At 66.2% G+C, this 13,198-nt stretch carries 12 protein-coding genes and 1 pseudogene; 11 read left to right on the top strand and 2 right to left on the bottom strand.

What is annotated here, in order from left to right; all coding sequences use genetic code 11:
- Positions 1 to 23: 23 nt before the first annotated feature.
- Complete coding sequence (locus tag HMUK_RS06560; protein ID WP_015762343.1) at positions 24 to 368, bottom strand: DUF5802 family protein; 345 nt, start codon at positions 366 to 368, stop codon at positions 24 to 26.
- A gap of 286 nt (positions 369 to 654) precedes the next feature.
- Here HMUK_RS06560 and HMUK_RS06555 point away from each other — a divergent pair, with 286 nt between their 5' ends.
- On the top strand, positions 655 to 1,743 hold the full coding sequence (locus tag HMUK_RS06555) for a hypothetical protein (RefSeq protein WP_015762342.1): 1,089 nt from the start codon (positions 655 to 657) through the stop codon (positions 1,741 to 1,743).
- A 55-nt stretch (positions 1,744 to 1,798) separates the two neighbouring features.
- Positions 1,799 to 2,455 (top strand): ArsR/SmtB family transcription factor, encoded by a 657-nt coding sequence (locus HMUK_RS06550; protein WP_015762341.1) that lies wholly within the window; start codon positions 1,799 to 1,801, stop codon positions 2,453 to 2,455.
- Here the strand turns inward: HMUK_RS06550 and HMUK_RS06545 are convergent.
- The gene (locus tag HMUK_RS06545; RefSeq protein WP_015762340.1) at positions 2,452 to 3,003 is read right to left on the bottom strand and encodes a hypothetical protein; all 552 of its coding nucleotides are present in this window, start codon (positions 3,001 to 3,003) and stop codon (positions 2,452 to 2,454) included. The two genes, HMUK_RS06550 and HMUK_RS06545, sit on opposite strands and share 4 nt — an antisense overlap.
- A 959-nt stretch (positions 3,004 to 3,962) precedes the next feature.
- Between HMUK_RS06545 and HMUK_RS06540 the strand changes: the two genes are divergently transcribed.
- The 9 genes and pseudogenes from HMUK_RS06540 to HMUK_RS06505 all read left to right on the top strand — a co-directional run bounded on the left by HMUK_RS06540 (position 3,963) and on the right by HMUK_RS06505 (position 13,195).
- Positions 3,963 to 5,144, top strand: coding sequence for a lytic polysaccharide monooxygenase (locus tag HMUK_RS06540; RefSeq protein ID WP_015762339.1), 1,182 nt, complete (start codon positions 3,963 to 3,965; stop codon positions 5,142 to 5,144).
- Between the two features lie 186 nt (positions 5,145 to 5,330).
- A pseudogene (locus HMUK_RS18135) lies at positions 5,331 to 5,423 on the top strand (IS6 family transposase); the annotation flags it as partial.
- A gap of 111 nt (positions 5,424 to 5,534) precedes the next feature.
- Complete coding sequence (locus tag HMUK_RS06535) at positions 5,535 to 5,786, top strand: hypothetical protein (RefSeq protein WP_015762338.1); 252 nt, start codon at positions 5,535 to 5,537, stop codon at positions 5,784 to 5,786.
- Positions 5,783 to 6,253 carry a hypothetical protein gene (locus tag HMUK_RS06530; RefSeq protein ID WP_015762337.1) on the top strand — a complete coding sequence of 157 codons (471 nt, stop codon included), beginning with the start codon at positions 5,783 to 5,785 and terminating at the stop codon, positions 6,251 to 6,253. Before HMUK_RS06535 ends, HMUK_RS06530 begins: the two co-directional genes overlap by 4 nt.
- 235 nt (positions 6,254 to 6,488) lie before the next feature.
- Positions 6,489 to 8,282 (top strand): BatA domain-containing protein, encoded by a 1,794-nt coding sequence (locus tag HMUK_RS06525; RefSeq protein ID WP_015762336.1) that lies wholly within the window; start codon positions 6,489 to 6,491, stop codon positions 8,280 to 8,282.
- Complete coding sequence (locus HMUK_RS06520; RefSeq protein ID WP_015762335.1) at positions 8,282 to 10,648, top strand: vWA domain-containing protein; 2,367 nt, start codon at positions 8,282 to 8,284, stop codon at positions 10,646 to 10,648. Before HMUK_RS06525 ends, HMUK_RS06520 begins: the two co-directional genes overlap by 1 nt.
- Positions 10,645 to 11,307: a coiled-coil domain-containing protein gene (locus tag HMUK_RS06515; protein WP_015762334.1), complete on the top strand. Its 663-nt coding sequence runs from the start codon at positions 10,645 to 10,647 to the stop codon at positions 11,305 to 11,307. The genes HMUK_RS06520 and HMUK_RS06515 overlap by 4 nt, the downstream gene beginning before the upstream one ends.
- Entirely contained in the window at positions 11,307 to 12,257 is a 951-nt protein-coding gene (locus HMUK_RS06510) for a DUF7502 family protein (protein WP_015762333.1), read from the top strand. The genes HMUK_RS06515 and HMUK_RS06510 overlap by 1 nt, the downstream gene beginning before the upstream one ends.
- Complete coding sequence (locus tag HMUK_RS06505) at positions 12,254 to 13,195, top strand: AAA family ATPase (RefSeq protein ID WP_015762332.1); 942 nt, start codon at positions 12,254 to 12,256, stop codon at positions 13,193 to 13,195. Before HMUK_RS06510 ends, HMUK_RS06505 begins: the two co-directional genes overlap by 4 nt.
- Positions 13,196 to 13,198 lie beyond the last annotated feature (3 nt).

The raw sequence follows: 13,198 nt of genomic DNA, 5'->3' as shown, positions 1-13,198 counted from the left end.
AACGTTCACACCGCGTCCAACGCTCAGAACGCGGTCCCGGTCATCGAGAGGAGCTGTCGAGCCCGGTCGGCCTTCGCGAGCAGGACCTCCTGGAGCGTCGGTGGGTTTGCCACGTCGACCTCGGCGAGCACGTCTTCCGGCACGGCGAGCGTGTCGGCGGGCACCGTCTCGTCGCCCTCGACCGCGAGGTGACGGGTGCCGAGCTTGACGACGAGCGGACGGTCTGTCCGCTCTATGCCCTCGCCGTCGGTGTACAGCTGTCGGTTGACCCGCTCGTGTTGCTCGCGGCACATGGCCGGCGAGTCGTCCGCACTGGGCTCGACGTACAGTCGCCCCAGATAGTAGCCACGCGAGAATCGTTCGAACATACAGTACGTTTCGTGGTATGTGATACCATGATATAAACCCTCGCCGTGAACGGTATCACGACGGGCAACCACGCCGCTGGCCGCGTCGTCCGCCAGACCGCCCTCGCGCGCTCGATCGGGCGGCGATAGCGGGTCGCACCGCTCGACGGGGCCGAATGAACGCTCTCGACGCCGCAGCGGCGTTCAAACAGCAGCGTAAACGGTTCATAGCCGACGCCTGCGCGCGCTGAACAGTGCGAACAGTGAGTATCGTTTTTTATGCACTCCCGACCACATGCAGGTGGACATGAACAGTCGGCAGGCCACATTCGTCGTCGTCCTCGCGGTCGTCGCCGTCGGCGTGGCGGCGCTTCCGGCGAGCGGGGCGAACGCGCAGGCCACCAACGAGACAGCCGAGAACGGGACCGAGGCGGACATGGGGGCACAGCTGACGGCCTTCATGCAGGCCAGCGCCGCCGAGACCAACGACACGGTCGAGTCGGGGATGTGGGCCGCCGGCTTCGAACGGGCAAACGAGTCCGAGCAGGCGCGGCTGGCGACCGACAGGACGAGCGAGATCGAGCGGCGACTCCAGCGCCTCCAGGAGCGCAACCGGACGCTCACAGAGCGCTACGAGAACCGCTCGATCGACGAAACCGAGTATCTGGTCCGGACCAGCCGACTCGCGGGTGAGATCAACGCGCTCCGGCACAGCATCGACGACACCGCGACCGCAGCACGTGTCGCGGGCGTCGACCCGGCGGGGATCGAACGGCTCCGAGGACAGGCCCGGAACGTCACGACGGGCGGCGTACCGGGCGTCTCCCGCGGTGTCGCGACCGGACAGGGGCCACCGGCAAGCGCCGGGCCACCGGACTCGATCGGCGACGGACAGGGACCGCCAGACGAGGCTGGTCCGCCGTCGGACGACAACGCGACGCGAGGACCGGCCGCCAACGCGACGCGCGGGCCGGAAGCCGGCGATCGAGGGCCCGCTAACGGGACCGCGGGCGACGGACCGGCGTCCGAGAGAGACCGGCCCGGCGGTGGACCGCCAGACGGGATCGGGACGGGAAACGACGGCGCTGACAGGGGTGGGACGACAGACCCTGGGCGCGGGGATGTGCAAAACGGGTCCGACGGTGGGACGGCGGACGGCGGCTCCGAAACGACAGACCAGTCCACAGCGTCCGAGTCCGACGCGGGATCGACGGACGACACCGATCAGAGCACGAGCGACGACTCGAACCGGGGCGACGGCGAGTCGGCGAGCGGCGACGGCCCCAGCGACGACTCCGGCGGCGGATCGTCCGAGAATGGACCACCTGACGACGGTCCGTCCGGGGGCGGCTCCTCGGGAGAACCGCCGGACGACGCTCCCGGAAAGGGTCCGTAATCCCCATCGGGCGAGGGGACACCCTTTTCCCCACTGGTAGCCTACCCCGGGGTGAATGGACTCCGCCGAGCTGCTCGATCTCCTCGGGAACGCGAACCGTCGTCGCATCTTGCGCCTGTTAGCACACAAACCCTGCTACGTGACCGAGATCAGCGAGTACATCGGCGTCAGCCCGAAAGCCGTCATCGACCACCTTCAGAAGCTCGAAGACGCGGGGCTCATCGAGAGCCGGACCGACGACCAGCGGCGCAAGTACTTCTCGATCGCCCGCAACCTCCGGCTGGAAGTCCGGGTCTCGCCCTACGAGTTCGGGACCAAGAGCGCGTATCCGGCCCGCAGAGGCTTCGACATGAGCTCCTGTCGACACCTCACCATCGACGTGGGCGACGACGACGGCGACGACTTACAGTCACTCGCCAGCGACCTGGAGCGGCTCGAACAGCTCGAAAACGAGCTGTCGCTGGCCCAGCGCTGGGTCCAGGGACAGGTGACCGACCTCCGAGAGCGCATCAGCGAGCGCATCGACGACGGCCGGGAAGACGGCCGCCTCTCCGCCGAGATCGTCAGTGCGCTCGCAAACGGTGTCCAGTCGGTCGAGCGAATCAGCAGCGAGGTCGAGGCCCCACCGGAACTCGTCGAGGACGCGCTGGCGTGGCTCGCCGAGGAGGGCATCGTCGAGCGCCACGCCGACGGCTGGCAACTCGCCGACTAGAGGTCCCGCGTCAGCCCCTCGCGGAGATCACGGCCGGCGTAGTGGCCCACCAGCGCGGCCAGCCCTCCGGCGACGCCGCCCGCGACCGGCACGAGTCCGCCGGAGACGACCGAGAGCGTGATCGATCCCAGCACGGTCGTCAGGACGCCGACCAGTACCCCGGCAGCGCCCGCCTCAGCGTACCGTGCCTCGGTCGAGACCACGCCCAGTACGAACAGCACCGCCAGGACGCCGACGACGCCGCTCAGGGGTCCCAGCGGGAGCGCCCCGCCGACCACGAACGTCCCCACGAGTGCGCCCACGAGCTGGAGGGCGAAAGACGTGACCGAGAAGGCGTCGGCGGCGCGACCGCGGAGCCCACCCGTGTCCGTGGCCGGTTCGGCCACTTCGGTCTCAGCGCTCTCGGTCCCGAAGTCGGTCTCCGTGTCGAAGCCGCCGTCGAGTCCGCCGGCCTCGTCTGTGCCGTCGACCGACGCGTCCGTCTCGCCCACACCGACCTCGTCGACCGCCTCCTCCTCGATCGTCAGGTCGTCGGTGCGCTCGCTCATATACCACACTGGGAGCGCCGGGGGTATGGGCTTTCTCCCCCGTCGGCCGGTGGTGTTCAGATAAGAGATCGGGGCAGGTAGTCTGAAGCACCGAAAGCCCTCGTGCAGTTGCGGTCCCGCGCCTCGCGAGAGCCACAGGCTCTCGCTGGCCTTCGCTCACTTCGTTCGCGAAGAACTCGCTGCGCGCGCTTCGCGTGCTTGCCGAGAGGGACTCTCCGAGTCCCTCTGGCCGTGCGAACGGGCGCTTTGCGCCCGTGAGCAGACTTCGTCGGGGTTCCCGCAACTGCACTCGCCCTTTCATCCACCAGGGTTCAGACTGTGTGCCAGCCGAAACCTGGCGGATGGAAGGGCGAGGCTCGGTAGCTCGATCTGCGGCGGCACTATTCGACCGAAGGGAGAATATCCGCCACAGATCGAGCTAGCGGGCCGAGGGCTTTCGGTGTCTGCAGCTCAGCAATCGCAGTCGCTTATCTGAACACTACCCGTCGGCCCGTCCGCGATGAGCAACCGTCTTTGTCGGGGACTCACTACGATCGAGTGGCCGATGACGAGCGATTGCGGTTCCGAGTGTGGATGACCACCGCGCAGTGACGAACCCTATGAGTGCCGAGGCCAGCTTTCCGTCCACACATTTCGAGAAAGACGTGAACGTCAGAGAATCGCGTCTGCTACCCTCTGAGAGAGGTCGTAACAACCAGCGACGATAGCTCGTCGCAACGTTCGGACAGAGAACGCCAAACGACCTAGAGAACGGGTCTGGCGAAAAGTCAGCGGAGACTCAGAGGGGACGGGGTTTGCCACCCACGCGACGTGGGACCCGACAAAACGCCGAGGGTGGGGCCATACGACCGATAGTGACACACTATTGAGCAAAATTTGAAACGAATAGCCCATCTTTGTTTTAGGTCCTTGACGAAAATTATATATATAGTCCTAACGCAACGAAGAATGGATCAACAATGGGGGAAGATCCGGTAATACACAAACGAGTTGCGGGGAGTAGCCTACCACGTGTCACCAAGTCACGTGTCGCAAAGACGGGGGTACTGATCCTCTTTTTGACGGTTCTCGGCCTCGTTGCGGTACAGACGGCCGCCGCCCATGGAGCACCGTCGGATCCAATTGGCCAGGGGTTGGCCTGTTACGAGGAGGTCAAGAATGAGGGAGAGACAAACGAGATGTGTGAGTTTGCACGCGAGCAGAGCGGACAGGCAATCTACAACTGGCAGGGAATTCGCGACGGTGATGCGGGCGGCGATCACCAGGAGAACATCGATGACGGTGAACTCTGTAGTGCCGGAAGCGAAAGATACGCTCCGTACGATGAGCCTGGAGACTGGCCTTCGACGACGATCGAGCCCGGTACGCAGACGTTTACTCTCGATCTGACCGCGCCACACGAAGCCGAGTACTTCAGGTTCTACATGACCAAGGATGGATGGAATCCAGACACCGCGCTTGCGTGGGACGACCTAGAACAGATCCACGAAACGGGTCCAATGAGTCCCACTGAAACGACGGAGATCAGTGGTGTGGACGTCCCCGACCGCGATAACAAGGAACACGTCATCTACATGGTCTGGCAGCGATCCGATTCGCCAGAAGCGTTCTATTCGTGCTCCTATGTTGACATTGCCGGCGCTGATGATGGCAACGATGATACGCCAGATCAGCCCGACACGCCAACTGACACGCCAGATCAGCCCGACACGCCAACTGACACGCCAGATCAGCCCGACACGCCAACTGACACGCCAGATCAGCCCGACACGCCAGATCAGCCGGACGTGCCCGCGTGGGACTCCGGAGCCACGTACACGAGCGGCGACCAGGTGACCTACAACGGCAAAACGTGGGAGGCCAACTGGTGGACGCAGGGTGACGAACCCGGTTCCTCCGAGTGGGGTCCCTGGGAGCAGGTCTCAGGCGATGACACGCCAGATCAGCCCGACACGCCAACTGACACGCCAGATCAGCCCGACACACCCGATCAGCCGGACGTGCCCAAGTGGAATTCGAGTACGGCCTACACAAGTGGAGATCAGGTGAGCTATGACGGCGAAACGTGGGAAGCCAACTGGTGGACTCAGGGTGACGAACCCGGTAGCTCCCAGTGGGGGCCGTGGGAACGAGTAGAGTAGTGAGAAGGTAACATTTCCACCGGAAGAAGCGAATCGACTCCTTTTTTACAGTTGCTGGTCGGGCGGCGAGCGGAAAATCCTATGACTGACTGCCAGTCCCTGTGATTCACGACGGTATCAGCCAGACTTGTCTCTCGATGGATCGACGGTGCGTTCGACGCGTTTGAGCTCTGTTCTCCGGCGTGTGAAGCGGGCCGTCGTTCGTGTGCACAATCGTCCGCTGTGATCCAAATCGATGACGAGCAGTATTGGCTGTACGCCGCTGTCGATCCAGACACAGCTGACGGCTGACTCAGATCGTTCAGCTTTGCATGGAATCAGCGTATCTGAACACTACCTCGACGGGCAAGCAAACGCGGATTTAAGGAGGGCGCGGAGCAAACATGCGGTATGGCTGCTGGACTTTCCGACCGCGTTCGCGAAATCGCCGAGGCTCGGGGCCTTCCCGAGTCCGAGGTTTTCGAGCGCGCGCTCGAACGCGGTCTCGAAGATCTGTGGGAGGATCTCGCACTCGCACAGTACTTCGACGGAGAGCTCAACCGCGAGGAAACCATCGAACGCGTCGGTCGGACGAGGGTCGAGCGTGCCGAACGGGAGCGTGAGGTCGTCGAGGAAGACGTCGACTGGGGCCTGAACGCGTGACGCTCGCGGCCGTCTCGGATGCCGGGCCACTCATTCACCTCGCCGAAATCGACTCACTCGACCTACTGTCAGCGTTCGATAGGCTCCTGATTCCGGAGACGGTCTACGAGGAAGTCGAGACGGGTGGCGTTCCCGAGGGAGTATCCGAATTCTCGTACGAACTCGTCGAAGCAGACGAGACGAGAGTCACATCCGAAGAGCTGGATGCAGGAGAACGTGCGGCGTTAGCAGTCGCACAAGAGTGTGAAGTGGTGCTTCTGACGGACGACTTCGCTGCTCGGGAGGCTGCTTCCGACGCGGGCGTCGAAGTCCACGGTTCCATCGGAGTCGTCGCACTGGGATACGGCCGCGGATTACTGGACAGGAGCCAAGCGGCGTCACTCATGCGAAGACTCCAGCGTGAGACGAGTCTCTTCGTGACCGAGGCGGTCGTAGAGCGCGGCATCCGGATGCTTGACGAGCAGTAACGAAACGAGACGACTCTATAGCCGCGCTAAACACAGTCATCGTGGATAGATTGTGAGTCGTGAGTGCCGGTGCCACACTTCGGTGTCGAGACGGGGACCGCCGTCGTCCGGTCGACTGATACCGTCGACCGTCGCTTCGTGAGAGCCTTCGCCACCGTCGAGTGACGGCGTCGCTCACAGAGTTCTGTCACTGAATGCATAAAATAAATGCTGCCCCCCGTCCGACACACCGACAATGGTCCTCTCGGACGTTTTGCTCGCCCCTCTGGGACTGGCGGCCCTCCTCCTGGCAGTGCCGATCGTGGTGTTGTATCTCGTTCGCCCGGACCCACAGGAGCTCACGCTGCCGACGTTCCGGTTTCTCGTCGCCGGTGAACGCCAGCAGTCGTCGACGCCGTTTCTCGAACGGATTTCACGGAGTCTCCTCCTGGTGTTGCAGGTGCTCGTCGTGCTCGTGCTCGCGGTCGGACTGGCGACGCCGTACGTCACCGTCTCCGAGCGGGCGACGGTCGAAGAGACGGTCGTCGTCGTCGATACGAGCGCGTCCATGCAGACCGAGGCCGACGGCGAGACACGCTTCCAGCGGGCCGTCGCGGCCGCCCGAGGGGCGGTGACGGGGTCGACCTCTGTCGTTACCACGACCGACGGGGGTGAGGTGCTGCTCCAGCGGGGCACGCCGACGACGGCTCGGGAGACGCTGGCGGGGCTCGACCCGACAGATGCACCGGGGACGCTCGGCGGCGCTGTCTCACAGGCCGCGTCGCTCGCCGGTGAGAACGGCAGGATCGTCGTTCTGAGCGACTTCTCGGGCGAGGAGTGGACGACCGCAGTCACGACGGCGCGGGGACGGGGCCTCTCCGTCGACCTCCGGCAGTTCGACCGCGGCGGCGGGGGGAACGTCGGCTTCGTCGACCGCCGGTTCACCGGCTCGGAGGTGACGCTGTCGGTGAAAAACTACGGCGACTCGACCGTCACGCGGACCGTCCGGCTCGGCGACGCCCAGCGCGACCTGCAGCTCGGACCCGACGACGTCGGCTCGGTGACGATGCCGGTCCCGGCCGGCGGGAGCGAGGCCCGGCTCGGTCCGGGCGACAGCTTCCCGACGGACGACAGCGTCTACGTCGCCGCGCCGCCGGACGCGGCCGTCGACGTACTGGTGGTGACCAACGACCGGAACCGGTATCTCACCACCGCGCTGTCGGTGGTCGACGCGGTGAACGTGACGGTCAGGCAGCCGCCGACGACGATCCAGGCCGAGTACGACGTCATCCTGTACAGCAACGTCGACCCGAACGCGCTGTTGCCCGGCAACGTCGAAACCGGGCGCGAACTGGTCGAAGACGGTGGCGGCGTGGCGGTGCTGGCACAGGACGATCTCCCACAGCGGTACCGGGACCTCCTCCTCGTCGACCCCGGCGAGACCCGAACGGGCGCGACAGTGACACGGACGGCACAGACACAGCTCACCCGCGGCATCGACTTCCAGCCCCCACAGGAGTACGTTGCGGGCTCGCTGCGCTCGGGCTCGGTCCAGGTGGGGTTGAGCGACGGGACGCCACTGATCGCGACCGACGACCGAGACGGTGGCCGCGTCATGTACTACGGCTACATCGAGGATCGGTCCAGCTTCAAGTTCAACTATCAGTATCCCGTGTTCTGGAAGCGGGCAGTGTACTACCTCGCGGACAGGGAACCGCTGCCGGCCCTGAACCACGAGACCGGCGAGACGGTGCGGTTCGGAAACACCACCGTGGAGGGGCCGGACGGCTCCGTCACCGGCAACGCAGTCTCGCTCCAGCGAGCCGGCCACTATCGGAGCGAGAGCCGGCAGGAGAGCGCGTCGCTGCTGGACGAGAGCGAGTCGAACACCGCCATCGAAGCGCTCGATCGGCGCACCGGGACGGCCGGGAACCTCACCCGGACCGAACGGCGGTCGGTGCCACAGCCGTTGACCGAGTACTTCGCACTGGGCGGGCTGGTGCTCGTGCTGGCCGAGATCGGCTATCTTCGCCGACGGGGTGATCTCTGATGAGAGTCTCCGCCACCATCGCGGACGGACTCACCGTCGGCGTCGAACACCTCTGGCCGCTGCTCGTCCTGCCGATCGCGGTCGGCGTCCTCGCGTCTCTGGTCCGGCGTGGGAGCGGCGGGCCCCGATCGGCCTCCAACCGGAGCCGTCGGCTCCTGCTGGCCAGTCGCGTACTCGTCGTCTGCCTGCTCGTCCTCGGGGCGATGGGACCGTACACCGTCCAGACCCGCGAGACGCCGGGCGAGCCGGGCGTGACGCTGCTGACAGACGAATCCGCGAGCATGGGGATCTATCCGAACACGACCGACGAACTGGTACGGGACATCGAAGACGAGGGCGTCCCGGTGACGCGAGTGACGGTCGGCAGCGAGTCCGAGTCGCGGATCGGTGACGCCGTGGCGGCGAACCTCCGGGAGAACGGCACGATCGCCGTCGTTTCCGACGGTCGCGCCACGGCGGGCCGGAGCCTGTCGACAGCCGCCGCCGACGCCGACGCGCTCGACGCGACCGTCCACGGCGTCACGCCTCGGTCGCCACGCACCGAGCGAGCCGTGGCGATAGCTGGGCCCTCGACGGTGAGCCGCGGCGTCCAGACCAAATACACCGTCTCGATGCGGGGTGTGAGCGTCTTCGAACCCGTGCCCGTGACGGTGACGATCGACGGCGAGACGGTCACTGAGGGCGAGCTTCGACCGGACGGAACGCTCACCGTCGATCACACGTTCGAGGAGCTGGGGGCACACCGCGTGACCGCGACGCTGTCTGGCGAGGACGAGTACGCCCGAAACGACGTGTTCTACAGGAGCGTCCGGGTCGTCGAACAGCCCGACGTGCTGTACGTCTCACGGGGCGAGTACCCCCTCCGGAACTACCTCGACTCGCTGTACGACGTCACGACGGCAGCGTCGGTTCCGTCGGCGCTCGACGACTACGCCGCCGTCGTCGTGCAGGACACGTCGGCGAGCGACGTGGGGAACGCCACCGCGCTCCAGGAGTTCGTCGTCAACGGCGGCGGGCTGGTCGTCGCAGGCGGTGACAACGCCTACGAGAACGGCGGCTACGAGACGTCGCCGATCGGCTCGATGCTCCCGGTCCAGGTCGGGAACGCGACCGGCGGCGAGTCGAACATCGTCGTCCTCGTCGACGTATCCAGTAGCGCCGAGAGCGGGCTCTCGATACAGAAGGCCGTCGCCCTGGACGTGCTCGATCAGCTCGGCGACGAGAACCGGGTCGGCGTCGTCGCATTCAACCACAACGCGTACCGCGTCTCGGAGCTGCGAACGCTCGGCCAGAACCGGGCGGAGACCGCCGAGAAGATACGGCAACTGGAGAGCGGCGGCGCGACGGACATCGCCGTCGGCCTCCAGGGGGCCGACGAGCTGCTGGGCGACCGCGAAGGGACGATCATCCTCCTCAGTGACGGCCAGGACCGCCTGGGCCCGCCAGCGGCCGTCGCAAACCAGCTGGGCCGCGAAGGGACGCGCGTCGTCTCGGTCGGGGTCGGCAAGCGCGTCGGCGTCCCGACGATGCGCCAGATTGCCGGCGAGTCGGGGGGCTCGTACTTCGCCGCCGACGAGACCGAGCGGCTGCGACTCCTCTTTGGCGGCTCCTCGCGGCGCTACCGGGGAGAGAACCTCACCGTCGTCACCGAGGACACGTTCATCACTGCCGGCGTCGAGCTGACGGCCGATCCCGGTCGAGCCAACAACGTCCGCGTCAAGCCCGGGGCCGACTACCAGGTCGCTACCGCCGACGGGAAGCCGGCGATCGCCTCCTGGCGGTTCGGTCTCGGCCGCGTGGTCTCTCTGACCGCCTACGACTCGGACAACACGATGGGCGGTCTGCTCGACCGGCCGGACTCGCTGGTCGTCACGAAGTCGGTCAACTACGCCGTGGGCGATCCCACGCGTACGCAGACCGGCGTCACGTCGGTCGACGACGCCCGCGTGGGGCGGCCGACGACACTGACCTACCGGGGCGACAGCCGCCCGGACGCGGCGAACGTGTCCGTCCGTCAGGTGGGCGATGGTCGGTATCGCGGCGAGTTCACGCCCCGGAACGCGGGGTACCAGACGGTGCTCGACACCGAGTACGCGGCCAACTACCCCGTCGAGTACGCGTCCTTCGGCCCGAGCGACAGCCTCGACGCGCTCGTCGAACGGACGGGGGGCCAGACGTTCAGCCCGGACGAGGGCGAACAGATAGCCAGACAGGCCCGACAGAAGTCCACCCGCGTCCGCACCGTCCGGGAGAACTGGGAGTGGGTCGCCCTGCTCGGCGCGCTCCTGGTGTTCACCGCCGAGGTCGTCGCCCGGCGCGTTCAAGTGTACCGCGGTCGCACCACCCTGGAGAGTGGTCTCCCGTGAGCGCAATCGGCCGCCGTCTCAACCTCGGGCTCGTGGCGCTCGTCGTCCTCTCGATGGTCGGCACCGGCGCGACGACGGTGCTGTACCAGGACTCCGCGAGCGAACTGCGATCGCAGAATCAGGAACTCAGACAGGAAAACGCCGAACTCCGTGAGAACCTGGACGACACCAGCGGTGAACTCGACTCCACCCAGGCCCGCGTCGACGAACTCGAAGCGCGACTGGAGACGCGATCGAAAGACGTCGATCAGGTCGCGACGAACCTGAACCGGACCGAAGCGCAGTTGAACGCCACGGAAAGCCAGCTGGCAGAGACCAGGCAGTCGCTGCGCGAGAGCGAGGACCGCGTCGAAGAGCTGGAGGGGACAGTTGGCTACCTCCGGAACAAGCGGGACTCTCTCCAGACGGAAGTCGACGAACTCGAATCGACGGTCGAGGATCTGGAGACGGAAAACGAGGAGCTGGCCGACGAGCGCGACGAACTCGAAGACCAAGTGTCGGACCTGCAAGCGGAGATCGAGGACCTGGAGTCACAGATAACGACGCTCGAAACCGAGGTCGCGGAGCTCGAAAACCGAAACCGAGAGCTGCGAGACGACATCGAGACGCTCTGTGACCAGCCGGACAATCAGGACAAAACCACCTGCGAGGACTACTGATGGACGGACTCGACACCGACACCGGCGAACGGAGCGGCCAACCGCCCACAGAAGAACGGGAACGAGCACGCGAGCGCATGGCCGCAGCCATCGCCGAGGTCAGATACGAGGGCAAGAAGGCCGCGTTCGTCTACGCCGTCGTCGACGCGGTGCTGGTCGCTCTCCTGGCGAACGTCGTCCTGACTGCCCTCTCGCCGGCCGGACTCCCGACACGGGTGTCGGTTCCGGCGGCGATGACGGAGCCGATCGGAGCCGCCGTCGGCCGGTCGATACCGGCGCTCTCGCTCCCCGCGGGCGCGGTCGTCGGCATCGCTCTCGGAGGGGGCTGGCTCCTCGGCGAGTACCTGTACCGGGTCCGCCAGCCTCTCGTCGAGCAGTTCGAGGCGGCCAACGCGAACGTCACCGACGCGCTCCGTACGGCCCGAGACGCCGTCGAAGACGGGGCCGAGACGCGGATGGCGGCCCGGCTCTACGAGGATGTGCTTGCGGGTCTGAAACAGAGTTCCAGCACTGCACTGGTCGATAGCCGGCGGCTGGCCGGGACGCTCGTCGTCGTGCTCCTGGTGAGTCTGGCGACAGTGCAGGTGGCCGTCGTCGACGTCAGTCTGCTCGACCGCGACCCGGTCGAGACGGAATCGACGGACGACGGACCCGACGAGTACGGGGGGCTCGAAGACGGTGACGCCATACTCGGCGACAGCGAGGACGTCCAGGCGGGCGAGGAGAACCTCACCGCCGAGATCGACTCGACTGGCGGCGACCAGGAGGTGGATCGAAGCCAGGAGTTCCCGTCCTCGGACACCGACGGACCGGGGAGCGCAAGCGGCACGGTCGACAGCCGGCAGGCCGGGTTCGCCGGCCAGGAAGAGATCGAGGACGCGGCCCTCGTCCGCGAGTACAATCTCAGAATCAGAGAACGAGACGCTGACGACGGAGACACCGACCAATGAGATCAGAGCAAGACATCGACGCGCTACAGCGGAAGATCGCGGACGCACGTGAACAGATCGGCACGCGAATCGTCGGACAGGAGGAGGTACTGGAGCAACTGCTCGTCTGTATCCTGGCCGACGGCAACGCCCTGCTCGAATCGAACCCCGGGCTGGGAAAGACGACGATGGTCCGGACGGTCGCGGCGGTGACCGACCTCCAGTTCTCCCGGATTCAGAACACCCCCGACCTGATGCCGTCCGACATCACGGGGACCGAGATCATCCGCGAGACCGACAGCGGACGCGAGTTCGTCTTCGAGAAGGGGCCGGTGTTCGCCAACGTCGTGCTGGCCGACGAGATCAACCGGGCGACGCCGAAGACACAGGCCGCCCTGCTGGAAGCGATGCAGGAGAAGCAGGTGACCGCCGCGGGCGAGACCCACGAACTGCCGCGCCCGTTTTTCATCCTCGCGACCCAGAACCCCATCGACCAGTCTGGGACCTACGCGCTCCCGGAGGCCCAGACCGACCGCTTCATGCTGAAGCTGCTGGTCGACTACCCAGACTACGACGAGGAGCGCACGATCGTCGACATGAACACCGCCGGGGCGGAGCAGGTGCCCGTCGAGCGCTCGCTGACCCGCACGGAGATTCGAGCGGTCCAGCAGCTGGTCCGCGAGATGCCCATCGCCGACGACCTGCGCGACCGAGCGGTCCAGCTCGTCCGCCGGACCCGCGAGGCCGACGACATCGAGTTCGGGGCCAGCCCGCGAGCGAGCATGGCGCTCGTACAGACGGCGAAGGCGCGGGCGTTCCTGCACGGCCGCTCACACGTCGCGGGCGAGGACATCGAGGCACTGGCCGCACCCGTGCTCCGCCATCGGATCGTCGTGGACTTCCGGGCCGAGCGGGAGGGGCGGACGGCGGACGACCTCGTCGCGTCGCTACTGGAATGAGTT

This window comes from Halomicrobium mukohataei DSM 12286, assembly GCF_000023965.1.
In the GTDB taxonomy this organism is placed as follows: domain Archaea; phylum Halobacteriota; class Halobacteria; order Halobacteriales; family Haloarculaceae; genus Halomicrobium; species Halomicrobium mukohataei.
The sequence above is the reverse complement of the archived record's forward strand: the minus strand, read 5'-3'. Positions and strand labels throughout refer to the sequence as shown.

What these genes read in the sequence shown, in the direction of transcription:
- HMUK_RS06535 (WP_015762338.1), top strand. Translation starts at nt 5,535, where the DNA reads ATGGCTGCTGGACTTTCCGACCGCGTTCGCGAAATCGCCGAGGCTCGG.
- HMUK_RS06560 (WP_015762343.1), bottom strand. Translation starts at nt 368, where the DNA reads ATGTTCGAACGATTCTCGCGTGGCTACTATCTGGGGCGACTGTACGTC.
- HMUK_RS06555 (WP_015762342.1), top strand. Translation starts at nt 655, where the DNA reads ATGAACAGTCGGCAGGCCACATTCGTCGTCGTCCTCGCGGTCGTCGCC.
- HMUK_RS06510 (WP_015762333.1), top strand. Translation starts at nt 11,307, where the DNA reads ATGGACGGACTCGACACCGACACCGGCGAACGGAGCGGCCAACCGCCC.
- HMUK_RS06520 (WP_015762335.1), top strand. Translation starts at nt 8,282, where the DNA reads ATGAGAGTCTCCGCCACCATCGCGGACGGACTCACCGTCGGCGTCGAA.
- HMUK_RS06525 (WP_015762336.1), top strand. Translation starts at nt 6,489, where the DNA reads ATGGTCCTCTCGGACGTTTTGCTCGCCCCTCTGGGACTGGCGGCCCTC.
- HMUK_RS06540 (WP_015762339.1), top strand. Translation starts at nt 3,963, where the DNA reads ATGGGGGAAGATCCGGTAATACACAAACGAGTTGCGGGGAGTAGCCTA.
- HMUK_RS06550 (WP_015762341.1), top strand. Translation starts at nt 1,799, where the DNA reads ATGGACTCCGCCGAGCTGCTCGATCTCCTCGGGAACGCGAACCGTCGT.
- HMUK_RS06545 (WP_015762340.1), bottom strand. Translation starts at nt 3,003, where the DNA reads ATGAGCGAGCGCACCGACGACCTGACGATCGAGGAGGAGGCGGTCGAC.
- HMUK_RS06505 (WP_015762332.1), top strand. Translation starts at nt 12,254, where the DNA reads ATGAGATCAGAGCAAGACATCGACGCGCTACAGCGGAAGATCGCGGAC.